The organism is Corallincola spongiicola, from assembly GCF_004284785.1.
Classification (GTDB): domain Bacteria; phylum Pseudomonadota; class Gammaproteobacteria; order Enterobacterales; family Neiellaceae; genus Corallincola; species Corallincola holothuriorum.
Genome location: NZ_SHLY01000010.1, coordinates 12615 through 34478, shown reverse-complemented (window position 1 = coordinate 34478; position 21864 = coordinate 12615). Strand labels below are relative to the sequence as shown.

19 protein-coding genes and 1 tRNA gene are annotated in these 21864 nt (G+C 49.2%); 19 read left to right on the top strand and 1 reads right to left on the bottom strand.

Annotated features, from left to right (window positions below):
- From tuf (EXY25_RS18485) to tuf (EXY25_RS18420), 14 genes are all read left to right on the top strand, one after another.
- On the top strand, nt 1-1071 hold a 1071-nt coding region (tuf, locus tag EXY25_RS18485; protein WP_130567944.1), incomplete at its 5' end, for an elongation factor Tu.
- Between the two features lie 51 nt (nt 1072-1122).
- A tRNA-Trp gene (locus EXY25_RS18480) sits at nt 1123-1199 on the top strand.
- A 70-nt stretch (nt 1200-1269) separates the two neighbouring features.
- Entirely contained in the window at nt 1270-1647 is a 378-nt protein-coding gene (gene secE / locus EXY25_RS18475; protein WP_114339991.1) for a preprotein translocase subunit SecE, read from the top strand.
- A gap of 1 nt (nt 1648) precedes the next feature.
- Complete coding sequence (nusG, locus tag EXY25_RS18470; RefSeq protein WP_114339992.1) at nt 1649-2194, top strand: transcription termination/antitermination protein NusG; 546 nt, start codon at nt 1649-1651, stop codon at nt 2192-2194.
- A gap of 113 nt (nt 2195-2307) precedes the next feature.
- Nucleotides 2308-2736: a 50S ribosomal protein L11 gene (gene rplK, locus EXY25_RS18465; protein WP_114339993.1), complete on the top strand. Its 429-nt coding sequence runs from the start codon at nt 2308-2310 to the stop codon at nt 2734-2736.
- Nucleotides 2737-2739: 3 nt separating this feature from the next.
- The gene (rplA, locus tag EXY25_RS18460; RefSeq protein ID WP_114339994.1) at nt 2740-3435 is read left to right on the top strand and encodes a 50S ribosomal protein L1; all 696 of its coding nucleotides are present in this window, start codon (nt 2740-2742) and stop codon (nt 3433-3435) included.
- A gap of 255 nt (nt 3436-3690) precedes the next feature.
- On the top strand, nt 3691-4185 hold the full coding sequence (rplJ, locus tag EXY25_RS18455) for a 50S ribosomal protein L10 (RefSeq protein ID WP_114339995.1): 495 nt from the start codon (nt 3691-3693) through the stop codon (nt 4183-4185).
- Between the two features lie 67 nt (nt 4186-4252).
- The gene (gene rplL / locus EXY25_RS18450; RefSeq protein WP_114339996.1) at nt 4253-4621 is read left to right on the top strand and encodes a 50S ribosomal protein L7/L12; all 369 of its coding nucleotides are present in this window, start codon (nt 4253-4255) and stop codon (nt 4619-4621) included.
- 203 nt (nt 4622-4824) lie between these two features.
- On the top strand, nt 4825-8853 hold the full coding sequence (rpoB, locus tag EXY25_RS18445) for a DNA-directed RNA polymerase subunit beta (RefSeq protein WP_114339997.1): 4029 nt from the start codon (nt 4825-4827) through the stop codon (nt 8851-8853).
- Between the two features lie 83 nt (nt 8854-8936).
- Entirely contained in the window at nt 8937-13115 is a 4179-nt protein-coding gene (gene rpoC, locus EXY25_RS18440) for a DNA-directed RNA polymerase subunit beta' (protein WP_114339998.1), read from the top strand.
- 132 nt (nt 13116-13247) lie between these two features.
- Nucleotides 13248-13622 (top strand): 30S ribosomal protein S12, encoded by a 375-nt coding sequence (rpsL, locus tag EXY25_RS18435; RefSeq protein WP_114339999.1) that lies wholly within the window; start codon nt 13248-13250, stop codon nt 13620-13622.
- A 74-nt stretch (nt 13623-13696) separates the two neighbouring features.
- Complete coding sequence (gene rpsG, locus EXY25_RS18430; protein ID WP_114340000.1) at nt 13697-14167, top strand: 30S ribosomal protein S7; 471 nt, start codon at nt 13697-13699, stop codon at nt 14165-14167.
- Nucleotides 14168-14245: 78 nt separating this feature from the next.
- Nucleotides 14246-16348: an elongation factor G gene (gene fusA, locus EXY25_RS18425; protein WP_130567941.1), complete on the top strand. Its 2103-nt coding sequence runs from the start codon at nt 14246-14248 to the stop codon at nt 16346-16348.
- A 65-nt stretch (nt 16349-16413) separates the two neighbouring features.
- On the top strand, nt 16414-17598 hold the full coding sequence (tuf, locus tag EXY25_RS18420; protein WP_114339990.1) for an elongation factor Tu: 1185 nt from the start codon (nt 16414-16416) through the stop codon (nt 17596-17598).
- A gap of 81 nt (nt 17599-17679) precedes the next feature.
- Here tuf (EXY25_RS18420) and EXY25_RS18415 read toward each other — a convergent pair whose 3' ends face one another.
- Nucleotides 17680-18786 carry a hypothetical protein gene (locus tag EXY25_RS18415; RefSeq protein WP_114340002.1) on the bottom strand — a complete coding sequence of 369 codons (1107 nt, stop codon included), beginning with the start codon at nt 18784-18786 and terminating at the stop codon, nt 17680-17682.
- Nucleotides 18787-19110: 324 nt separating this feature from the next.
- On the opposite strand from EXY25_RS18415, the gene rpsJ reads away from it, so the two are divergent.
- Genes rpsJ through rplB form a run of 5 tightly spaced genes read left to right on the top strand, consistent with a single transcriptional unit; the run spans nt 19111 to nt 21860 of the window.
- Nucleotides 19111-19422 carry a 30S ribosomal protein S10 gene (gene rpsJ / locus EXY25_RS18410; protein ID WP_114340003.1) on the top strand — a complete coding sequence of 104 codons (312 nt, stop codon included), beginning with the start codon at nt 19111-19113 and terminating at the stop codon, nt 19420-19422.
- Nucleotides 19423-19456: 34 nt separating this feature from the next.
- On the top strand, nt 19457-20095 hold the full coding sequence (gene rplC / locus EXY25_RS18405; RefSeq protein ID WP_114340004.1) for a 50S ribosomal protein L3: 639 nt from the start codon (nt 19457-19459) through the stop codon (nt 20093-20095).
- 18 nt (nt 20096-20113) lie between these two features.
- A complete protein-coding gene (rplD, locus tag EXY25_RS18400; RefSeq protein WP_114340005.1) occupies nt 20114-20719 on the top strand; it encodes a 50S ribosomal protein L4 in 606 nt (201 codons plus the stop codon).
- The gene (rplW, locus tag EXY25_RS18395) at nt 20716-21018 is read left to right on the top strand and encodes a 50S ribosomal protein L23 (protein WP_114340006.1); all 303 of its coding nucleotides are present in this window, start codon (nt 20716-20718) and stop codon (nt 21016-21018) included. The genes rplD and rplW overlap by 4 nt, the downstream gene beginning before the upstream one ends.
- 17 nt (nt 21019-21035) lie before the next feature.
- Nucleotides 21036-21860: a 50S ribosomal protein L2 gene (rplB, locus tag EXY25_RS18390; RefSeq protein ID WP_114340007.1), complete on the top strand. Its 825-nt coding sequence runs from the start codon at nt 21036-21038 to the stop codon at nt 21858-21860.
- The last annotated feature ends 4 nt before the right edge of the window (nt 21861-21864 follow it).

Here is a 21864-nt window from a genome sequence, read left to right as displayed (position 1 = left end):
GTATACGGCGGTACAGCACAAGCTTTCGATCAGATCGATAACGCACCAGAAGAGCGCGAGCGTGGTATCACCATCGCGACTTCTCACGTTGAATATGACACACCAACTCGCCACTACGCGCACGTTGACTGTCCTGGACACGCGGATTATGTGAAAAACATGATCACCGGTGCAGCCCAGATGGACGGCGCTATCTTGGTAGTTGCAGCAACAGATGGTCCTATGCCACAGACACGTGAGCACATCCTGTTGGGTCGCCAGGTAGGCGTACCTTACATGATCGTTTTCATGAACAAGTGTGACATGGTAGACGACGAAGAGCTGCTTGAGCTGGTAGAGATGGAAGTACGTGAACTTCTGTCAGACTACGACTTCCCAGGTGACGACCTGCCAGTGATCCAGGGCTCAGCTCTGAAAGCATTGGAAGGCGAGAAAGAGTGGGAAGACAAGATTGTAGAGCTGGCTGAAGCGCTGGATAGCTACATCCCAGAGCCAGAGCGTGATATCGATAAGCCATTCTTGCTGCCTATCGAAGACGTATTCTCAATCTCAGGTCGTGGTACAGTTGTTACTGGTCGTATCGAGCGCGGTATCCTGAAAACAGGTGACGACGTAGCGATCGTAGGTATCAAAGAAACCACAAACACCACATGTACTGGTGTTGAAATGTTCCGTAAGCTGCTTGACGAAGGTCGTGCAGGTGAGAACGTTGGTGCACTGTTGCGTGGTACTAAGCGTGATGACGTAGAGCGTGGTCAGGTATTGGCAGCGCCGGGTTCAATCAACCCACACACTAAGTTTGAAGCAGAAGTTTACGTTCTGTCTAAAGACGAAGGTGGTCGTCATACTCCGTTCTTCAAGGGCTATCGTCCACAGTTCTACTTCCGTACCACAGATATCACTGGTGCAGTAGAATTGCCAGAAGGCGTAGAGATGGTAATGCCAGGTGACAACGTACAGATGAGCGTAGAGCTTATCGCACCAATCGCGATGGACGAAGGCTTGCGCTTCGCTATCCGTGAAGGTGGCCGTACTGTAGGTGCGGGTGTTGTTGCTAAGATCCTCGACTAATCGAAGATCGAAATTTTGACATGAGCTCCTTATATGGGGGCTCTTGTTTTTAGGGGTGTAGTTCCAATTGGTAGAACGGCGGTCTCCAAAACCGACGGTTGGGGGTTCGAGTCCCTCCACCCCTGCCAGAATTACTTAGCAGTGACCTCGCCTATGTAGCGGGGTTGTTGTGTCTTTAGATGGATGCAAGGTTGGTGTATGAACGCAAACACAGAAACCCAGAGCGGTGGGCTTGACGGCGTTAAATGGTTGGTAGTTTTTGCCGTCCTGATTGCGGCCGTTGTAGGTAACTACTATTTCGCGGAGCAATCTGTATTAGTCCGTGCTGGCGCCGTCGTGCTTGCCGTGGCAGTTGCTGCATTAATTGCTCTTCAAACAGAGAAGGGTCGCAACGCACTGGTATTTTCGAAAGAAGCCAGGGTAGAAGTGAAGAAAGTTGTTTGGCCTACACGGCAAGAAGCTGTTCACACCACTCTTATCGTCTTCGCTGCAGTGGTTATTATGTCGCTGTTGCTTTGGGGACTTGACGGCATCATGGTTCGTTTGGTGGCGTTTTTCACTGGAGTGAGTATCTAATATGTCAGACTCCGAAAAAATGCGTTGGTACGTAGTGCAAGCATTCTCGGGCTATGAAGGCCGAGTATCTCAGTCGCTAAAAGAACATATCAAAATGCATGATATGGAGCATCTGTTCGGCGAGATATTGGTACCTACCGAAGAAGTGATTGAGATGCGTGCCGGCCAAAAACGTCGCAGCGAACGTAAATTCTTTCCTGGCTATGTACTTGTTCAGATGATTATGAACGATGATAGCTGGCACTTGGTACGTGACGTGCCGCGGGTACTTGGCTTTATTGGCGGTACCAGTGACCGTCCAGCGCCGATCACCGATAAAGAAGCGAATGCTATTCTGCAACGCCTTCAAGATAATGTTGATCAGCCGACACCGAAGACATTGTTTGAAGTGGGTGAAGTGGTTCGTGTTATTGATGGCCCATTTGCAGACTTCAATGGTGTTGTTGAAGAGGTTGATTATGAGAAAAGTCGCTTGAAAGTGTCTGTTCTTATTTTTGGTCGCTCGACACCAGTTGAACTTGAGTTTATCCAAGTCGAAAAAGCCTGATCAAAAAAACATCAGTCGTATTGTCAGGGGCAACGGATCTGTATATAATCCGCTGCCCTTAAATCGATGGGGAGCCCTAAAAAGGCGTTTGCACCCGTAAGAGGAAATCTAAAATGGCTAAAAAAGTCGAAGCTTATATCAAGTTGCAAGTTGCAGCTGGTGCGGCTAACCCAAGTCCCCCTGTTGGTCCTGCATTGGGTCAACACGGTGTTAACATCATGGAATTTTGTAAAGCGTTTAACGCGAAAACAGATTCTATTGAAAAAGGTGCGCCAGTACCTGTAGTTATCACTGTATATAGCGATCGTTCATTCACTTTTGAAACCAAGACACCACCAGCTTCTTTCCTATTGAAGAAAGCTGCCGGTATTAAGTCTGGTTCTGGTCGTCCAAACACTGAGAAAGTGGGTACTGTTACCCGTGCTCAGCTGGAAGAGATCGCGAAAACTAAAGAAACAGACCTTACTGGTGCTGACTTAGACGCGATGGTTCGCTGTATTGCTGGATCAGCTCGGGCCATGGGCCTGAATGTGGAGGGCTAATCGATGGCTAAATTATCAAAGCGTTTACGTGCTATTCGTGAAAAGGTTAGCGCAACTAAAGAATATGAGATCAATGAAGCGGTTGCTTTGTTGAAAGAGTTAGCGACAGCTAAGTTCGTTGAGAGTGTTGATGCAGCCATTAACTTGGGCATCGATGCACGTAAATCAGACCAAAACGTCCGTGGTGCAACTGTATTGCCACACGGTACTGGTCGTGACGTACGTGTAGCCGTATTCACTCAAGGCGCGAACGCTGAAGCAGCTAAAGAAGCTGGTGCAGATTTGGTCGGCATGGATGATCTTGCTGCTCAAGTTAAAGCTGGCGAAATGAATTTTGACGTGGTTGTTGCATCTCCAGATGCAATGCGTGTTGTTGGTCAGTTAGGTCAAATCTTGGGTCCTCGTGGCCTGATGCCAAACCCTAAAACTGGCACTGTAACACCTAACGTAGCTGAAGCAGTTAAAAATGCGAAAGCTGGTCAGGTTCGTTATCGCAACGACAAGAACGGTATCATCCACACCACTATTGGTAAGGCTGATTTCAGTGAAGATAAGCTGAAAGAGAACCTCGAAGCACTACTGGAAGCGTTGAAGAAGGCTAAGCCTGCTCAAGCTAAAGGTCAGTACATCGCTAAGGTTAGCCTGTCTACCACTATGGGTGCGGGTGTAACAGTTGATCAGGCATCACTGGCGCGCTAAGCGACAGCGATCTCTGGACAATGTGGAGCCGAGGGTTTTATAATGCTCGGCTACGCATGGGTTGAGGCGAGTTTTCGCCTCCATCCAAGACCGTAGGTGTCGTTGATAAATCAATGACTTAATAATGCCTACGCAGATGGTGTCAGCCCAGGAGCTTATTACACGCACTCCTGGTGTTACACCTTATAAGGTGCCTCAGATTTATTGAGGTTGTATTACGAACCGGTATTCCGGTCCAAACCAGGAGTTGAGCCAATGGCATTGAAACTCGACGACAAAAAAGCCATCGTCGCTGAAGTCAACGAGGCAGCCAAAGGCGCTCAATCTGCAGTAGTTGCAGACTCTCGTGGTGTCGAAGTTGGCGCTATTACAGCGCTGCGCGCTAAGGCGCGTGCTGAAGGTGTTTACATGCGCGTAGTGCGTAACACTTTAGCCCGTCGTGCGGTTCAAGGTACTGATTATGAGTGCCTAGTCGACACTTTCGTAGGTCCTACACTGATTGCTTTCTCTAACGAACATCCAGGTGCTGGTGCACGTCTGTTCAAAGAGTTCGCAAAAGGTGAAGAGAACTTCGAAGTCAAAGCTGCTGCTTTTGAAGGTGAACTTGTAGACGCAAGTGTTCTGGCTACCCTGCCGACATATGACGAAGCAATTTCTCGCCTGATGAGCGTTATGAAAGAAGCCTCTGCTGGCAAGCTGGTTAAAACCCTTGCTGCGCTTCGCGACAAGCTGGAAGGCGAAGCTGCTTAATTTGGCAGAATCGTACTTAATTACACGATTTTTGAGCATAAGCTCAAACGTTTTAGGATAGAGAATCATGTCACTGACTAAAGACCAAATCATCGATGCAGTAGCTGAAATGTCTGTAAAAGACGTTGTAGAACTGATCGAAGCGATGGAAGAAAAATTCGGCGTTACTGCCGCTGCTGCTGCTGTAGTTGTTGCTGGCGGCGACGCTGGCGGTGCTGCTGAGCAAACTGAATTCGACGTAATCTTGGCCAGCGTAGGCGGCAACAAGGTTGCTGTGATCAAGGCTGTACGTGCAGCTACTGGTCTAGGCCTGAAAGAAGCTAAGGGCGTTGTAGACGGCGCTCCAGCTCCGATCAAAGAAGGCGTTGAGAAAGAAGAAGCAGAAGCATTGAAGGCGGCTCTTGAAGAAGCTGGTGCAACTGTTGAGCTTAAGTAAGCCTAGCTTACAAAGCTAGCCTGAAAAGGCTATGGGCTGGTGACCTCTGGGTCACCAGCCTTTTTGCGCTGTATGCGGTTAGTAATTTTCCACCGTAAATTACTCTCTGAGCGCAGGCGGTTTACCGCCAAAAACAGACGGTGGATAAAAGAGACTGTCCTAGTGACAGAGTCGGGTCAATATTCCGCGAGCTGAGGAACCCCATGGTTTACTCCTATACCGAGAAGAAGCGAATTCGTAAGGACTTTGGCAAACGTCCGCAAGTTCTCGACATTCCTTACCTCCTGTCGATTCAGCTGGATTCGTTCAGCAAGTTTATCGAGATGGATCCAGAAGGTCATTATGGTCTGGAAGCGGCGTTTCGTTCCGTTTTTCCAATTGCCAGTTATTCAGGTTATTCCGAACTGCAGTATGTTAGCTACAGATTGGGCGAGCCTGTATTCGACGTTAAAGAATGTCAGATCCGTGGCGTAACTTATTCAGCTCCACTGCGAGTGAAGCTGCGTCTGGTACTTTACGATAAAGATGCGCCTTCAGGCACTGTAAAAGATATCAAGGAGCAAGAAGTCTACATGGGCGAAATCCCATTGATGACTGACAATGGCACCTTTGTTATTAACGGTACTGAGCGTGTGATCGTCTCCCAGCTACATCGTAGCCCGGGCGTTTTCTTCGATCACGATAAAGGCAAGACACACTCTTCCGGTAAAGTGCTATATAACGCACGCGTTATCCCCTACCGTGGTTCGTGGCTCGACTTTGAGTTTGATCCGAAAGATAACCTGTTTGTGCGTATTGACCGTCGTCGTAAGTTGCCTGCATCAATCATCTTACGTGCACTGGAATACACGACTGAACAGATCCTTGAAATGTTCTTCGAGACAACCGAAGTCCAGATCAAGCGAAATAAGATCATCATGCACCTGTCGCCAGAGCAGTTGCGTGGTGAAATTGCTGCCTTTGATGTTAAAGATGGCAATGGTGATGTATTGGTCGAGAAAGATCGCCGCATTACCGCGAAGCATATTCGTCAGCTGACCAAAGCGGGTATTTCTGAATTTGAAGTGCCACATGAATACTTGGTTGGTAAGACACTAGCTAAGGCCCATGCCAATAAAGACAGCGGTGAAGTGATCGCGGAAGCGAATGCTGAACTGACGTTAGAGTTGGTTGCTGAACTCGCCGAAGCCGGCGTGAAGAAGTTCGATGTGTTATATACCAACGAACTTGATCAGGGCCCTTACATGTCTGAGACCCTGCGCGTTGATCCATCAACTAACCGCATGGAAGCCTTGGTAGAGATCTATCGCATGATGCGTCCTGGTGAGCCACCAACGCGTGATGCAGCAGAGGCCTTGTTCCAGAACTTGTTCTTCTCTGATGACCGTTATGACCTGTCAGCGGTTGGCCGTATGAAGTTCAACAGCCGTTTACATCGTGATGAAATCACTGGTCCGGGGATCCTGGAACATGAAGATATTATTGATGTAATGAAGAAGCTCATCGAAATCCGTAACGGTAGCGATGAAGTGGATGATATCGATCATCTGGGTAACCGTCGTATTCGTTCTGTTGGCGAAATGGCAGAGAACCAGTTCCGTATCGGTTTAGTTCGTGTTGAGCGAGCAGTGAAAGAGCGCTTGAGCCTGGGCGACCTTGACCAGCTAATGCCTCAAGATCTGATCAATGCCAAGCCTATCTCTGCGGCGGTTAAAGAGTTCTTTGGTTCGAGCCAGTTGTCTCAGTTTATGGACCAGAACAACCCGTTATCAGAAGTGACCCACAAGCGTCGTATTTCGGCCTTAGGCCCGGGCGGTCTGACCCGTGAACGTGCTGGCTTTGAAGTTCGTGACGTACACCCGACCCACTATGGCCGTGTGTGTCCAATTGAAACGCCAGAAGGGCCAAACATTGGTCTGATTAACTCGTTATCATGTTACGCCCGTACTAACGAATATGGTTTCCTCGAAACACCATATCGTCGCGTTATTGATGGCGAAGTGACTGCGGAAGTTGATTATCTTTCTGCGATTGAAGAAGGCCAGTATGTGATCGCTCAGGCGAATGCTGACCTTGATAGCGATGGTCGCTTTATCGAAGAGTTGATCACCGCCCGTCATCGTGGCGAATCAATTTTGAGTGCACCTGATGTCGTCCAGTATATGGATGTATCACCGCAGCAGATTGTTTCTGTCGCCGCTTCACTGATCCCATTCCTAGAGCACGATGATGCTAACCGAGCCTTGATGGGCTCAAACATGCAACGTCAAGCGGTACCTACATTGCGTGCTGATAAGCCGCTGGTTGGTACAGGTATGGAGAAAGCAGTAGCTGTTGACTCCGGTGTAACTGCTGTCGCCAAGCGTGGTGGTGTAGTTTCTTACTGCGATGCTAGCCGTATTGTTATCAAGGTTGATGAAGATGAGTTGGTACCAGGCGAAGCCGGTATCGATATCTACAACCTGATGAAGTACACCCGTTCTAACCAGAACACATGTATTAACCAACGTCCAGTCGTTAGCGTAGGCGACCCGATTGTTCGTGGTGATGTGCTGGCTGATGGACCGTCGACGGACCTTGGTGAACTTGCCCTAGGTCAGAACATGCGCGTCGCGTTCATGCCTTGGAATGGTTACAACTTTGAGGATTCAATCCTTATCTCCGAGCGTGTTGCTGAAGAAGATCGTTTCACTACGATCCATATTCAGGAACTTTCTTGTATTGCTCGAGATACCAAGTTAGGTCCAGAAGAGATCACTGCAGATATCCCGAATGTGGGTGAGTCTGCGCTCTCTAAGCTTGACGAGTCAGGCGTGGTTTATATCGGTGCTGAAGTTAAAGGCGGCGATATTCTGGTCGGTAAAGTGACGCCTAAAGGTGAAACACAGCTGACACCAGAGGAAAAACTCCTCCGTGCCATTTTCGGTGAGAAGGCGTCCGATGTTAAGGACACCTCTCTGCGAGTACCTAACGCTGTTTCCGGTACCGTTATCGACGTGCAAGTGTTTACTCGCGATGGCGTAGAGAAAGATAAACGTGCACTCGAGATTGAAGAGATGCAGCTCAAAGAGGTTAAGAAAGACCTCGGTGATGAGTTAGCAATCTTTGAAGCGGGCGTATTCGACCGTGCACGCAATTTGCTATTAGCCAACGGCTATAGCGAAGCACAGTTGGAAGGTCTGAATGGCGAGAAGCTGTTGACCCAATCCTTGAAAGAGGAAGACGCGCAACAGTCGCTTGAACAGATCGCTGAGCAGTACGAAGAGCTGAAGAAAGAGTTCGATAAGAAGTTTGAAGTTAAGCGTCGTAAGATCACCCAAGGTGATGATCTGGCGCCTGGCGTACTGAAGATCGTTAAAGTCTATCTTGCGGTTAAGCGTCGTATTCAACCGGGTGACAAGATGGCTGGTCGTCACGGTAACAAGGGTGTTATCTCAACAATTGTTCCTGTTGAAGATATGCCTTATGACCAGAACGGCGATCCGGTAGATATCGTACTTAACCCGTTGGGCGTACCTTCACGTATGAACATCGGTCAGATCCTTGAAACACACTTGGGTATGGCTGCAAAAGGGGTTGGTCGTAAGATTGACGCCATGTTGAAAGAGCAACGTGAAATTGCCGAGCTGCGTGAGTTCCTGAAGAAGTGCTACACCTTAGGTGAAGTGCTGCAGGAAGTTGATATCGACAACTTCACTGACTTCGAAGTGAAGCGTCTGGCTGAGAACCTACGTAATGGTTTGCCGATTGCTACTCCAGTATTTGATGGCGCTAAAGAGAGCGAAATCAAGGACCTGTTGGAGCTTGGCGGTATTCCTCGTAGCGGCCAGGTAACGTTGCATGACGGTCGTACCGGTAATGAGTTTGAGCGTAAAGTAACTGTCGGTTACATGTATATGCTCAAACTGAACCACTTGGTTGATGACAAGATGCACGCACGTTCAACTGGCTCCTATAGCTTGGTTACTCAGCAGCCGCTGGGTGGTAAAGCACAATTTGGTGGTCAGCGCTTCGGTGAGATGGAAGTGTGGGCACTGGAAGCATACGGTGCAGCTTATACGCTTCAGGAGATGCTCACTGTTAAGTCGGATGACGTTAACGGTCGTACCAAGATGTATAAGAACATCGTGGATGGCGATCATCGTATGGAACCTGGTATGCCTGAGTCCTTCAATGTATTGCTCAAAGAGATCCGTTCTTTGGGTATTAACATTGAGTTGGAAGAGGAATAGCAGACCAACGAGTCTGACAGCAGTATGCGTTAGGGAGCGCCATTGGCGCTCCCGTGAAGAGTCACTCCGACAGGAGAGAGAAGGTGAAAGACTTACTCAAGTTTCTAAAGCAGCAGGGTAAAACCGAAGAGTTCGATGGCATTAAGATTGGCCTGTCGTCTCCGGATATGATCCGCAGCTGGTCTTTCGGCGAAGTTAAAAAGCCGGAAACTATCAACTACCGTACGTTCAAGCCAGAGCGTGACGGTCTGTTCTGTGCCCGCATTTTTGGTCCGGTAAAGGACTACGAATGTTTATGTGGCAAGTACAAGCGCCTTAAGCATCGCGGAGTGATCTGTGAGAAGTGTGGCGTCGAAGTAACACTGACCAAGGTTCGTCGTGAGCGTATGGCGCACATCGAACTGGCGAGTCCGGTTGCACATATCTGGTTCTTGAAGTCATTGCCGTCACGTATCGGTTTGATGCTGGATATGACGCTGCGCGATATTGAGCGTGTGCTCTATTTCGAATCTTATGTTGTGACCGAGCCGGGCATGACAACCATGGAGCGTGGTCAACTGCTGACAGAAGAGCAGTACCTCGATTCCTTGGAAGAGTTTGGTGACGAGTTCGAAGCCAAGATGGGTGCAGAAGCGATTAAGGAATTGCTGTCTGACATCGAGCTGGCACCTGAAGTAGAAGCGATGCGCGAAGAGTTGGCATCTGTCACTTCAGAAACCAAACGTAAGAAGGTTACAAAGCGTCTGAAATTGATGGAAGCGTTCCTGTATTCAGGTAACGATCCACAGTGGATGATCATGACTGTATTGCCAGTTCTGCCACCGGACCTGCGTCCTTTGGTACCGCTGGATGGTGGCCGTTTCGCGACTTCAGATCTTAACGATCTTTATCGTCGTGTGATCAACCGTAACAACCGTTTGAAGCGCCTGCTGGATTTGGCTGCACCTGACATCATCGTACGTAACGAAAAGCGTATGTTGCAGGAAGCGGTAGATGCCCTGCTGGACAACGGCCGTCGTGGCCGCGCCATCACCGGCTCTAACAAACGTCCTCTGAAATCTTTGGCTGACATGATCAAAGGTAAGCAGGGTCGTTTCCGTCAGAACTTGCTCGGTAAGCGTGTTGATTACTCAGGCCGTTCAGTTATTACTGTTGGTCCTACGCTCAAACTTCACCAGTGTGGTTTGCCTAAGAAAATGGCACTGGAACTGTTCAAGCCATTTATCTACGGCAAGCTCGAAGCGCGTGGTTTAGCGACCACCATTAAAGCGGCCAAGAAGATGGTTGAGCGTGAAGTGCCGGAAGTATGGGATGTACTGGATCATGTGATCCGTGAACACCCAGTACTGTTGAACCGTGCACCGACCCTTCACCGTCTCGGTATTCAGGCATTTGAACCTGTGCTGATTGAAGGTAAAGCGATCCAGCTGCACCCATTGGTTTGTGCGGCTTATAACGCCGACTTCGATGGTGACCAGATGGCGGTACACGTACCGCTGACACTGGAAGCGCAATTAGAAGCCCGTGCCTTAATGATGGCTTCGAATAACATTCTTTCACCTGCTAACGGTGAGCCAATTATCGTTCCTTCTCAGGACGTTGTATTGGGTCTCTATTACATGACTCGCGCTGCGGTAAACGCAAAGGGCGAGGGCATGTTGCTGACAGGACCGCAGGAAGCAGAAAAAGTTTTCCGCACCGGTGACGCTTCTATTCATGCGCGCGTTAAAGTGCGTATCACTGAATACGAAGTGGCTGAAAATGGCGAGAAAATCGCCAAAACATCAGTCAAAGACACCACGATTGGTCGTGCGATGTTCTATACGGTAGTGCCTAAAGGCCTGGCATTTGAACTGATTGATCAACCAATGGGTAAGAAGCAGATCTCTAAGCTGCTTAATGCCTGTTACCGCGAATTGGGTCTGAAAGACACCGTTATTTTCGCTGACCAATTGATGTACACCGGTTTCCATTACGCCATGTTGTCAGGTACCTCGGTAGGTGTTGATGATATGGAGATCCCGGCGGCGAAAGCGGACATTATTGCCGCTTGTGAAGCTGAAGTGTCAGAGATCCAGCATCAGTTTGATAATGGTCTCGTTACCGCAGGTGAAAAATATAACAAGGTTATCGATATCTGGACCTCAGCCAACGAGAAGTTGTCTAAGGCGATGATGGATAACTTGAAGACTGATGTGGTTATTAACCGCGACGGTAAGGAAGAGGAACAACCCTCTTTCAACAGCATCTTTATGATGGCTGACTCCGGTGCGCGTGGTAGTGCCGCTCAGATCCGTCAGCTGGCAGCGATGCGTGGCTTGATGGCAAAACCGGACGGTTCAATTATTGAAACGCCAATTACTGCGAACTTCCGTGAAGGTTTGAACGTACTTCAGTACTTCATCTCAACTCACGGTGCGCGTAAAGGTTTGGCCGATACGGCATTGAAAACAGCGAACTCCGGTTACTTGACGCGCCGTCTGGTAGATGTGGCACAGGACATGGTTATCACCAGTACCGATTGTGGTACTGAAGAAGGCCTGACCATGAAGCCGCTGATTGAAGGTGGCGACGTTGTAGAGCCGTTGCGTGAACGTGTATTAGGGCGAGTATTGGCTCGCGACGTACTGAAGCCAGGTACTGACGAAGTGCTGTTGGCGCGCAACACGCTGCTGCATGAGCAGGAGTGTGACTTCCTCGAAGAGCATAAGATCGATGAAGTAGAAGTTCGTTCTGTTATTACCTGTGACAACGACCACGGTGTTTGTGCCTACTGTTATGGCCGTGACTTGGCTCGTGGCCACCTCATCAACTACGGCGAAGCCGTTGGTGTTGTTGCTGCACAGTCAATTGGTGAGCCAGGTACACAGTTAACGATGCGTACCTTCCACATTGGTGGTGCAGCATCACGTGCGTCAGCTGAGAACAGCGTTCAGATTAAGAACGATGGTACCGCTAAGCTACACAACGCCAAGTTTGTAATTAACACCGATAAGAAGATTGTGATCACTTCACGTTCATCTGAAATCGCTGTGATTGACGATCTTGGCCGTGAGAAAGAGCGTTACAAGGTGCCTTACGGTGCGATCCTGTCTGTTAAAGATGGCGATAAAGTCGCAGGCAATGAAGTCGTTGCTACTTGGGACCCGCATTCACACCCAATGATCACAGAACGTCCGGTTACCGTTCAGTTCAGTGACGTTGAGGATGCAAACACCGAGAAGCAAACCGATGATTTGACCGGTTTGACCCGTATGGTGGTTAAAGACCTCGCAAAAGCTAACGCTAAAGAGCCGAAGCTTATCTTGAAGTCTGAGAACGGCGACCTGCAAGAAGTGAAGCTGCCTAGCTTTACCTCTATTGATGTTTCAGACGGTCAAGAGCTACAGCCTGGTGATGTGCTTGCACGTATCCCGCAGGAGAGCTCAAAGACGCGAGATATTACCGGTGGTCTACCGCGTGTTGCCGACCTGTTCGAAGCACGTAAGCCGAAAGATCCAGCTATTTTGGCGGAAGTCAGTGGTGTGGTGTCGTTTGGTAAAGAGACGAAAGGTAAGCGACGTCTGATCATCACTCAGGATGAGAATGGCGAACCGTACGAAGAGATGATCCATAAGTGGCGTCAGCTTAACGTATTCGAAGGTGAGCGCGTTGAGCGTGGTGAAGTGATGGCCGATGGTCCTGAATCACCGCACGATATCCTGCGTGTTCGCGGTGTTCGAGCTGTAGCTAACTACATCGTGAATGAGGTTCAGGACGTTTATCGTCTTCAGGGTGTGAAGATCAACGATAAGCATATCGAAGCGATCATTCGTCAGATGTTGCGTAAGTGCACCATTGTTAGTGCCGGTGACACCGACTTCCTTGAAGGCGAGCAGATGGAAGTGTCCCGCGTTAAGATCGCAAACCGCGAACTTGAAGCGGCTGGCAAGTCACCTGCTACCTACGAACATGAGTTGTTAGGTATCACTAAGGCATCGTTGTCGACAGAGTCGTTTATCTCTGCGGCATCGTTCCAGGAAACAACACGCGTACTCACTGAAGCAGCGGTATCTGGCAAAATGGACCAGTTACGCGGCTTGAAAGAGAACGTGATTGTAGGCCGCTTGATCCCTGCAGGTACTGGTTTTGCTTACCATAGCGAGCGTCAGCGCAAGCGTTTGGAAGCGGAAGTGGGCGTGCCTCAGGTCAGCGCCGATGATGCAGAAAAAGCACTGACAGATGCTCTAAATGCCGAAGTTCTTTCCGGTGATGAAGAGTAATAAAGACGGCTAAGTTAGCCTCTTTACTTGACAGTTTAAAATCTGCTCAATAAAATCCTCCGGCCTCTCATAGTAGGGGCCGGATTTTTCATTTTTTGTAAACAGTAAACTCAACTAGCCAGGAGCCTATTAATGGCAACTATTAATCAGTTGGTTCGCAAGCCACGCAAAAAGCCTGTTACTAAGAGTAACGTGCCTGCGTTGGAAGCGTGTCCACAGAAGCGTGGTGTGTGCACTCGTGTATACACAACTACACCTAAGAAGCCGAACTCAGCATTACGTAAAGTATGTCGTGTTCGTCTGACTAACGGTTTCGAAGTGACTTCGTACATCGGTGGTGAAGGTCATAACCTTCAGGAACACAGTGTTGTTCTTATCCGTGGCGGTCGTGTTAAAGATTTGCCAGGTGTGCGTTATCACACCGTACGTGGTGCTCTTGATACCGCTGGCGTTAGCGACCGTCGTCAAGGTCGTTCTAAGTACGGCGCTAAGCGGCCTAAGTCTTAACGGTTCTCCGTTAGTAAGGCCAAACATTAAATTTAACGTTTTGGGATATTCCTGAATCAAACGGAGAGAAAACAATGCCAAGAAGACGCGTTGTTGGTCAGCGTAAAGTATTACCTGATCCTAAGTACGGAAATGAAATCATTACTAAGTTCATCAACGTAGTAATGCTTGATGGTAAGAAATCAATCGCCGAAAAGATCGTTTACGGCGCATTGGAGTCTGCCTCTGAAAAATCTGGTAAAGATCCGCTCGACATTTTTGAGACGGCTCTGGATAACGTTCGCCCAACTGTGGAAGTTAAAAGTCGCCGTGTAGGTGGCTCAACTTACCAGGTACCGGTAGAAGTTCGTCCAGTACGTCGCAATACATTGGCGATGCGTTGGTTAGTTGAGGCTGCGCGTAAGCGTGGCGAAAAAGATATGGCTAAGCGTCTGGCTGGCGAGTTGGCTGATGCTGCAGAGAACAAAGGCACTGCAGTGAAAAAGCGTGAAGATGTTCACCGTATGGCTGATGCAAACAAAGCGTTTGCTCACTATCGCTGGTAGTCACGCTTGGTATATGCCCTCCGGGGCATATACCTCTTGTTATTTATGCTAAGGCAACCCCTTAGTTAAGAGGAAATCATGGCTCGTACAACCCCCATTGAGCGCTACCGCAATATTGGTATTGTAGCTCACGTTGATGCCGGTAAGACGACCACCACTGAACGCGTACTTTTCTATACAGGTCTTTCACATAAGATCGGTGAGGTACATGACGGTGCCGCAACTATGGACTGGATGGAGCAAGAACAGGAGCGTGGTATTACTATCACCTCTGCGGCTACCACCACGTTCTGGCGCGGTATGGAAGCGCAGTTCCCAGAGCATCGCGTCAATATCATTGATACCCCTGGACACGTTGACTTCACGATTGAAGTTGAACGTTCTTTGCGTGTACTCGATGGTGCTGTTGTGGTTTTTTGTGGTGCATCGGGTGTTGAACCACAGTCAGAGACGGTATGGCGTCAAGCAGACAAATACGCGGTTCCGCGTATGGTGTTTGTGAATAAGATGGACCGTACCGGCGCCGATTTCCTCCGTGTTGTAAATCAGATTAAAGATCGTTTGGGAGCAACGCCTGTACCTATTCAGCTGAATATCGGAGCTGAAGAGAACTTCAAGGGTGTTGTTGACCTAATTAAGATGAAAGCCATTAACTGGAATGAAGAAGACCAGGGCATGACTTTCACTTACGATCCGATTCCTGAAGATCTACAGGATCTGGCGGAAGAGTATCGTGAGCAGATGATCGAAGCGGCAGCTGAAGCTTCAGAAGAGATGATGGATAAGTATCTCAATGATGGCGAGCTGACTGAAGAAGAGATCAAGAGCGGGCTGCGCGCACGCACCTTAAGTAATGAAATTGTCTTAGCCACTTGTGGCTCAGCGTTCAAGAATAAGGGTGTACAGGCAGTGCTGGACGCAGTGGTTGATTTCATGCCTGCGCCGATCGATGTACCTGCAATTACAGGTATCGATGACAACGAACAGGAAGTTGCTCGTCCTGCGGATGACAACGCCCCGTTTGCTGCCTTGGCATTTAAGATCGCGACAGACCCTTTTGTGGGCACCTTGACCTTTTTCCGCTGCTATTCTGGCATCGTTAACACCGGCGATGCAGTTTACAACTCGGTTAAACAGAAACGTGAACGCTTCGGGCGTATTGTACAGATGCACTCGAAAGATCGAAAAGAGATTAAAGAAGTTCGTGCTGGTGACATCGCGGCGGCCATTGGCCTTAAGGATGTGACCACAGGCGATACCCTGTGCGATTCGGCTCACAAAGTGGTGCTTGAACGTATGGAGTTCCCTGAGCCAGTGATCTCTGTGGCTGTTGAGCCAAGAACACAGGCTGATCAGGAAAAAATGGGGATTGCGCTGGGTAAACTGGCGGCTGAAGATCCCTCTTTCCGTGTCCATACAGATGAAGAGTCTGGTCAGACTATTATTTCTGGTATGGGTGAACTTCATCTCGACATCATTATTGACCGCATGAAGCGGGAATTCAGTGTTGAGTGTAACGTTGGTAAACCACAAGTCGCTTACCGTGAAACTATCCGCAAAGCAGTGGAAGTGGAAGGCAAGTTTGTTCGCCAATCCGGTGGGAGAGGGCAGTTTGGTCATGTTTGGCTACGCCTTGAACCAATGGATGTTGAAGCGGATGAAACCTATGAATTCGTTAATGAAATTGTAGGTGGTGTGGTACCGAAGGAATTTATTCCTGCGGTGGACAAAGGCGTACAAGAGCAGATGCAGAACGGCGTTGTTGCCGGTTATCCTGTGCTTGGCGTTAAGTGTTCATTGTATGATGGTTCTTATCATGATGTTGACTCTTCTGAAATGGCATTTAAGATTGCCGGTTCAATGGCGTTTAGAAATGGCGCGATTGACGCCGGTGCAGTTCTTCTTGAGCCTATGATGAAGGTCGAGGTAACGACTCCGGAAGACTTCATGGGTGACGTGGTTGGTGATTTGAACCGACGTCGCGGCATGATTGAGGGCATGGATGACGGTGTTGCAGGCGTAAAGCTTGTACGTGCCCAGGTACCACTGTCGGAAATGTTCGGGTACGCAACTGATTTGCGTTCACAAACTCAAGGTCGTGCATCGTATTCGATGGAATTCCTCAAGTACGCTGAAGTACCTGGGAATGTTGCATCTAGCATCATCGAAGCACGCCGGTAGTAATTTACAGGTCTGGTCCCGGTCACGTTGGACCGGGCCTAATTCTTACTCGGAAGGAAAGTAAAGTGGCAAAAGAAAAGTTTGAACGTACGAAACCGCATGTAAACGTTGGCACTATCGGTCACGTTGACCACGGTAAAACGACTCTGACAGCAGCTATCACCAACGTATTGGCTAAAGTATACGGCGGTACAGCACAAGCTTTCGATCAGATCGATAACGCACCAGAAGAGCGCGAGCGTGGTATCACCATCGCGACTTCTCACGTTGAATATGACACACCAACTCGCCACTACGCGCACGTTGACTGTCCTGGACACGCGGATTATGTGAAAAACATGATCACCGGTGCAGCCCAGATGGACGGCGCTATCTTGGTAGTTGCAGCAACAGATGGTCCTATGCCACAGACACGTGAGCACATCCTGTTGGGTCGCCAGGTAGGCGTACCTTACATGATCGTTTTCATGAACAAGTGTGACATGGTAGACGACGAAGAGCTGCTTGAGCTGGTAGAGATGGAAGTACGTGAACTTCTGTCAGACTACGACTTCCCAGGTGACGACCTGCCAGTGATCCAGGGCTCAGCTCTGAAAGCATTGGAAGGCGAGAAAGAGTGGGAAGACAAGATTGTAGAGCTGGCTGAAGCGCTGGATAGCTACATCCCAGAGCCAGAGCGTGATATCGATAAGCCATTCTTGCTGCCTATCGAAGACGTATTCTCAATCTCAGGTCGTGGTACAGTTGTTACTGGTCGTATCGAGCGCGGTATCCTGAAAACAGGTGACGACGTAGCGATCGTAGGTATCAAAGAAACCACAAACACGACATGTACTGGTGTAGAAATGTTCCGTAAGCTGCTTGACGAAGGTCGTGCAGGTGAGAACGTTGGCGCACTGTTGCGTGGTACTAAGCGTGATGACGTAGAGCGTGGTCAGGTATTGGCAGCGCCGGGTTCAATCAACCCACACACTAAGTTTGAAGCAGAAGTTTACGTTCTGTCTAAAGACGAAGGTGGTCGTCATACTCCGTTCTTCAAGGGCTATCGTCCACAGTTCTACTTCCGTACCACAGATATCACTGGTGCAGTAGAATTGCCAGAAGGCGTAGAGATGGTAATGCCAGGTGACAACGTACAGATGAGCGTAGAGCTTATCGCACCAATCGCGATGGACGAAGGCTTGCGCTTCGCTATCCGTGAAGGTGGCCGTACTGTAGGTGCGGGTGTTGTTGCTAAGATCCTCGACTAATCGAAGATCTAAGTCATATTGAAAAGGCGCCGTTAGGCGCCTTTTTTATTGCGCTCAAACTAGTTCACGCTCTAACGCTTTCTAATTTTCAGCGGCCTCTAGTTTTAGACGCGATTCTGGATCCGTTGGTGGTTGCTCTTCCTCCGTTGGCCCTCGTCTATATTTGGGTTTTCGTCGGCTCTTGCCAAACTGGATCTCAACGGAAAATACAATGGCTGGGTTCCAACTCCAATCATACTCGCGTTCATAATTGAGCTGCGGTTCAATTTCGTAAAAGTACCAGGGACGATAGAAACTGCGGCGATAGTTCGCAGCTAAACGCCAGCGTTCAGTGTTCTCTTTGTCTTCATCCGTGGCGCCGGTAAAAGAGATATACGTTGAGTAAGCGGACCGTTCATCGATCTGTTTCACGCGAGAAAGGCTGATCTCCCATTCAAAACCATCAGTTTCGTCGCCATAAGTTGCCGAATTACTCCAGCGATAGCCAACGGCTCCTCGGAGGTGGTCAATATCAATGCGCGTAGTTTCACTCCAAAAATCAGAATTACGTAAGCGAAGCTGTTGGCTAAATTTTACGACGGTGTCGTAACGTAGGGCGTAGTTATAGCGATAACGCAGACGGGTAAACGGATCTATCTCACTACTACGAAGGCGCACGCCAGCATCAAAATCGAGATCACTGGTATCAAGTTGCTTGATACTCCAACGCAGCGCAGCGGCTAACCCTCTGTCGTCATCGTTTCCGCGAAGGTCCGAACTTTCATTATACTCGCGAGAGCTACTTTGGCTGCTACCATCATCGCCTTCGATGATTAGCCTTACATCTTGTTCAAAACGTGGTAGATGAAAGCTTGCGGAGATCCTCGGTCGAAACTCCACACCTTCCTCTTTATGCCATTCGACGGAGTTAATCAGGCGCACGAGTGAGCTGGCAGCTTCGTTTTGTTCGATATCACCAAAGAAACTATCAAACCATAGCGCCTGTTCGCAGACACCATCAGATAGCAGTAGGTGCGCGCGATCAAACCAACCTAACTGGTCAGTTTCGGTTTGTTGGCAGGGCTTAATTTTATCTGCTGCTTCTTCCCAACTGATCTCATCCTCGCCGCTATCATCCTGGGCAACCGGTGGTGCGCCAAAAGATAGGCTGTGGTAGAGAAGACATATTGGCAAAACAATTAGTTTCATGGCGTTATCGTTAACCTAGATAGGGTAAATGTTAGGTTATCTGCCTAAAAAAAGTGTGTTGGTAAGCCGTCTTCGGGAGCAGTGGCGCAAAAATCGACAAAAACTTGCGCGAGTCAATGTTTCGCGTATAATGCGCCTCCACTCGCTCTGACTATTTTTGGTTAAAGCGGTGTAGCACTAGGGGGATTCAACTTGTTGAATCGGCTTAGCGCTAAGACAGCAATCCCGATTGGGGATTGAATGATATGTATAACCCACTCTCCTCCTGGTATTAGGGATGGTAGGGTGCGTGTTTTTTGTTCTTTATAATTTGGAGCTTGGTCCATGCAGAACCAACGAATCCGTATTCGACTAAAGGCGTTTGACCATCGTCTGATTGACCAGTCAACCGCAGAGATCGTAGAAACAGCAAAGCGCACTGGCGCGCAGGTACGTGGACCTATTCCTCTGCCTACACGCAAAGAGCGTTTCACTATTTTGGTCTCTCCGCATGTTAACAAAGACGCGCGTGATCAGTTAGAGATCCGCACACACAAGCGTCTGGTCGATATCGTAGAGCCGACCGACAAGACCGTAGATGCACTTATGCGTCTGGACCTGGCAGCTGGCGTAGACGTTCAAATTAGTCTCGGCTAATTGAAGCTCTCGAAACGATTAAGAGGTTGAAACAATGGCTATCGGATTAGTCGGTCGTAAAGTCGGCATGACACGCATCTTCACTGAAGATGGCTTGTCCATTCCGGTTACCGTTATCGAAGTTGAAGCCAACCGCGTTACTCAGGTTAAGAGCCTGGATAATGACGGCTACCGTGCACTTCAGGTAACCACCGGCACTAAGAAAGCAAACCGCGTCACCAAACCAGAAGCGGGCCATTTCGCTAAAGCAGGCACAGAAGCCGGCCGTGGCACTTGGGAATTCCGTCTGGCAGATGGTGAAGGCGTAGATATTGAAGTTGGTTCAGAACTGAATGTTGATTTGTTCAGCGATGTAACCAAAGTAGACGTAACTGGCACATCCAAAGGTAAGGGCTTCCAAGGCGTTGTAAAACGCTGGAACTTCCGTACTCAGGATATGACCCATGGTAACTCTTTGAGTCACCGCGCACCCGGTTCTATCGGTCAAAACCAGACCCCAGGCCGCGTGTTTAAGGGTAAGAAGATGTCTGGTCACATGGGCGACGAACGCACAACTGTGCAGTCTCTCGAAGTGGTACGTGTTGACGCTGAGCGTAAACTGTTGCTGATTAAAGGCGCAGTCCCTGGAGCTACCGGCGGCGACGTTATCGTTAAACCAGCCGTTAAAGCCTAACGTCTTAGGAGATTGGTGATGGAATTGGTATTGAAAGATGCGCAAAGCGCTCTTGAAGTAAATCCGACTATCTTCGGGCGTGAGTTCAACGAAGCGTTGGTACACCAGGTAGTGGTAGCTTACGCAGCCGGTGCGCGTCAGGGCTCTCGTGCTCAGAAGACTCGCAGCGAAGTAGCTGGCGGCGGTAAGAAACCTTGGAAACAGAAAGGCACGGGCCGCGCACGCGCGGGTACAATCCGTAGTCCTCTGTGGCGCTCTGGTGGCGTGACCTTCGCGGCAAAGCCGCAGGACCACAGCCAAAAGGTAAACAAGAAGATGTACCGCGGTGCAGTTCAGAGCATTTTGTCTGAGCTAGTTCGTCAGGAACGTCTGATTGTGGTTGAGAGTTTCGCAGTTGAAGCTCCTAAAACCAAAGAGCTTTCAGCAAAACTGAAAGAACTGGATCTGAACGACGTGCTGATCGTGACAGAAGAAGTTGATGAAAACTTGTTCTTGGCCGCTCGCAACCTGTACAAAGTTGACGTTCGTGATACCACTGGTATCGATCCGGTAAGCCTGATCGCTTTCGATAAAGTGCTAATGACTGCTGCTGCAGTTAAGCAACTCGAGGAGAAACTGGCATGATCCGCGAAGAACGTCTGCTGAAAGTTATTCTGGCGCCTCACGTTTCTGAAAAAGCGACTATCTCAGCTGAAATGGAAAACACTATTGTGTTTCGTGTTTCAACTGATGCGCAGAAAGCAGAAATCAAGGCAGCTGTTGAGAAGCTGTTCGAAGTTGAAGTCGACGGCGTTCGTACTGTGAACGTCAAGGGCAAAACCAAACGCCACGGTGCTCGTATCGGCAAGCGTAACGATTGGAAAAAAGCCTACGTTACGCTGAAAGAAGGTAGCGAGATCGACTTTGTTGGCGGCGGTGAATAAGTAAGAGGAGTACACCAATGGCTATTGTTAAGTGCAAGCCTACCTCTGCCGGTCGTCGCCACGTTGTTAAAGTGGTAAACGGTGACCTGTATAAAGGTAAGCCTTACGCTCCGCTGCTGGATAAGAAAAGTAAGTCTGGCGGTCGTAACAACGCCGGTCGTATCACTACCCGTCACATCGGTGGTGGACACAAGCAGCACTATCGTTTGATCGACTTCAAACGCACTAAAGATGGCATTCCTGCCACTGTTGAGCGTTTGGAATACGATCCGAACCGTAGCGCAAACATTGCGTTGGTTCTTTACGCAGATGGCGAACGTCGTTACATCCTGGCGCCTAAGGGCATCAAGGCTGGCGACAAAGTACAATCTGGTGAAGACGCGGCAATCAAGGCAGGTAACACTCTGCCAATGCGTAACATCCCGGTAGGTAGCACAGTACACAACGTCGAACTGAAGCCTGGTAAAGGTGGTCAGATCGCACGTTCAGCTGGTGCTTACGTGCAAATCGTTGCTCGCGATAGCGGCTACGTTACCCTGCGCTTGCGTAGTGGTGAGATGCGTAAAGTACTGTCTGACTGTCGCGCAACTATCGGTGAAGTAGGTAATGCTGAGCACATGTTGCGTCAGCTCGGTAAAGCTGGTGCCTCTCGTTGGCGCGGTGTCCGTCCTACTGTTCGTGGTGTTGCGATGAACCCAGTAGATCACCCACATGGTGGTGGTGAAGGTCGTACCTCAGGTGGCCGTCATCCAGTATCTCCATGGGGTATGCCTACTAAGGGTGCCAAGACGCGTAAGAACAAGCGTACAGATAAGTACATTGTACGCCGTCGTACTAAGTAAATTA

Coding starts and splice junctions, on each gene's coding strand:
- rpoB (WP_114339997.1), top strand. CDS start 4,825: ATGGTTTACTCCTATACCGAGAAGAAGCGAATTCGTAAGGACTTTGGC.
- EXY25_RS18415 (WP_114340002.1), bottom strand. CDS start 18,786: ATGAAACTAATTGTTTTGCCAATATGTCTTCTCTACCACAGCCTATCT.
- rpsG (WP_114340000.1), top strand. CDS start 13,697: ATGCCAAGAAGACGCGTTGTTGGTCAGCGTAAAGTATTACCTGATCCT.
- rplD (WP_114340005.1), top strand. CDS start 20,114: ATGGAATTGGTATTGAAAGATGCGCAAAGCGCTCTTGAAGTAAATCCG.
- rplB (WP_114340007.1), top strand. CDS start 21,036: ATGGCTATTGTTAAGTGCAAGCCTACCTCTGCCGGTCGTCGCCACGTT.
- rplL (WP_114339996.1), top strand. CDS start 4,253: ATGTCACTGACTAAAGACCAAATCATCGATGCAGTAGCTGAAATGTCT.
- fusA (WP_130567941.1), top strand. CDS start 14,246: ATGGCTCGTACAACCCCCATTGAGCGCTACCGCAATATTGGTATTGTA.
- rpsL (WP_114339999.1), top strand. CDS start 13,248: ATGGCAACTATTAATCAGTTGGTTCGCAAGCCACGCAAAAAGCCTGTT.
- rplJ (WP_114339995.1), top strand. CDS start 3,691: ATGGCATTGAAACTCGACGACAAAAAAGCCATCGTCGCTGAAGTCAAC.
- rplC (WP_114340004.1), top strand. CDS start 19,457: ATGGCTATCGGATTAGTCGGTCGTAAAGTCGGCATGACACGCATCTTC.
- nusG (WP_114339992.1), top strand. CDS start 1,649: ATGTCAGACTCCGAAAAAATGCGTTGGTACGTAGTGCAAGCATTCTCG.
- rpsJ (WP_114340003.1), top strand. CDS start 19,111: ATGCAGAACCAACGAATCCGTATTCGACTAAAGGCGTTTGACCATCGT.
- rplW (WP_114340006.1), top strand. CDS start 20,716: ATGATCCGCGAAGAACGTCTGCTGAAAGTTATTCTGGCGCCTCACGTT.
- rplA (WP_114339994.1), top strand. CDS start 2,740: ATGGCTAAATTATCAAAGCGTTTACGTGCTATTCGTGAAAAGGTTAGC.
- secE (WP_114339991.1), top strand. CDS start 1,270: ATGAACGCAAACACAGAAACCCAGAGCGGTGGGCTTGACGGCGTTAAA.
- rplK (WP_114339993.1), top strand. CDS start 2,308: ATGGCTAAAAAAGTCGAAGCTTATATCAAGTTGCAAGTTGCAGCTGGT.